This window comes from Streptomyces sp. NPDC002958 (genome assembly GCF_055563255.1).
The window spans coordinates 1-1,966 of the sequence record NZ_JBVHDS010000065.1 but is presented as its reverse complement, the minus strand read 5'-3'; the positions used below and the strand labels follow the sequence as shown (position 1 = coordinate 1,966).

Annotated in this window: 1 rRNA gene (cut by a window edge); it reads left to right on the top strand. The window is 56.3% G+C overall.

Annotation, left to right across the window (positions count from 1 at the left end):
* Positions 1–1,944 (top strand): 23S ribosomal RNA (locus tag ACZ3IC_RS34000); it begins 1,280 nt to the left of the window's first position.
* Positions 1,945–1,966 lie beyond the last annotated feature (22 nt).

The following is a 1,966-nucleotide window of genomic DNA, read 5'->3' as shown; positions in this document are numbered from 1 at the left end:
CCCTTGAAAGAGTGCGTAATAGCTCACTGGTCAAGTGATTCCGCGCCGACAATGTAGCGGGGCTCAAGCGTACCGCCGAAGTCGTGTCATTCGTGCATGTATTCCTAACGGGAGCACGGATGGGTAGGGGAGCGTCGTGTGCCGGGTGAAGCAGCCGCGGAAGCGAGTTGTGGACGGTTCACGAGTGAGAATGCAGGCATGAGTAGCGATACACACGTGAGAAACGTGTGCGCCGATTGACTAAGGGTTCCTGGGTCAAGCTGATCTGCCCAGGGTAAGTCGGGACCTAAGGCGAGGCCGACAGGCGTAGTCGATGGACAACCGGTTGATATTCCGGTACCCGCTTTGAAACGCCCAATACTGAATCAGGCGATGCTAAGTCCGTGAAGCCGGCCCGATCTCTTCGGAGTTGAGGGTAGTGGTGGAGCCGACGGACCAGACTTGTAGTAGGTAAGCGATGGGGTGACGCAGGAAGGTAGTCCAGCCCGGGCGGTGGTTGTCCCGGGGTAAGGGTGTAGGCCGTGTGGTAGGTAAATCCGTCACACGTTAAGGCTGAGACCTGATGCCGAGCCGATTGTGGTGAAGTGGATGATCCTATGCTGTCGAGAAAAGCCTCTAGCGAGTTTCATGGCGGCCCGTACCCTAAACCGACTCAGGTGGTCAGGTAGAGAATACCGAGGCGTTCGGGTGAACTATGGTTAAGGAACTCGGCAAAATGCCCCCGTAACTTCGGGAGAAGGGGGGCCATCACTGGTGAGGGGACTTGCTCTCCGAGCTGGGGGTGGCCGCAGAGACCAGCGAGAAGCGACTGTTTACTAAAAACACAGGTCCGTGCGAAGCCGTAAGGCGATGTATACGGACTGACGCCTGCCCGGTGCTGGAACGTTAAGGGGACCGGTTAGCTGACTTTCGGGTTGGCGAAGCTGAGAACTTAAGCGCCAGTAAACGGCGGTGGTAACTATAACCATCCTAAGGTAGCGAAATTCCTTGTCGGGTAAGTTCCGACCTGCACGAATGGCGTAACGACTTCTCGACTGTCTCAACCATAGGCCCGGTGAAATTGCACTACGAGTAAAGATGCTCGTTTCGCGCAGCAGGACGGAAAGACCCCGGGACCTTTACTACAGTTTGATATTGGTGTTCGGTTCGGCTTGTGTAGGATAGGTGGGAGACTTTGAAGCAGCCACGCCAGTGGTTGTGGAGTCGCCGTTGAAATACCACTCTGGTCGTGCTGGATGTCTAACCTGGGTCCGTGATCCGGATCAGGGACAGTGTCTGATGGGTAGTTTAACTGGGGCGGTTGCCTCCTAAAGAGTAACGGAGGCGCCCAAAGGTTCCCTCAGCCTGGTTGGCAATCAGGTGTTGAGTGTAAGTGCACAAGGGAGCTTGACTGTGAGACCGACGGGTCGAGCAGGGACGAAAGTCGGGACTAGTGATCCGGCAGTGGCTTGTGGAAGCGCTGTCGCTCAACGGATAAAAGGTACCCCGGGGATAACAGGCTGATCTTCCCCAAGAGTCCATATCGACGGGATGGTTTGGCACCTCGATGTCGGCTCGTCGCATCCTGGGGCTGGAGTCGGTCCCAAGGGTTGGGCTGTTCGCCCATTAAAGCGGTACGCGAGCTGGGTTTAGAACGTCGTGAGACAGTTCGGTCCCTATCCGCTGTGCGCGTAGGAATATTGAGAAGGGCTGTCCCTAGTACGAGAGGACCGGGACGGACGAACCTCTGGTGTGCCAGTTGTTCTGCCAAGGGCATGGCTGGTTGGCTACGTTCGGAAAGGATAACCGCTGAAAGCATCTAAGCGGGAAGCCTGCTTCGAGATGAGTATTCCCACCAACTTGATTGGTTAAGGCTCCCAGTAGACGACTGGGTTGATAGGCCAGATGTGGAAGCCCGGTAACGGGTGGAGCTGACTGGTACTAATAGGCCGAGGGCTTGTCCTCAGTTGCTCGCGTCCACTGTGTT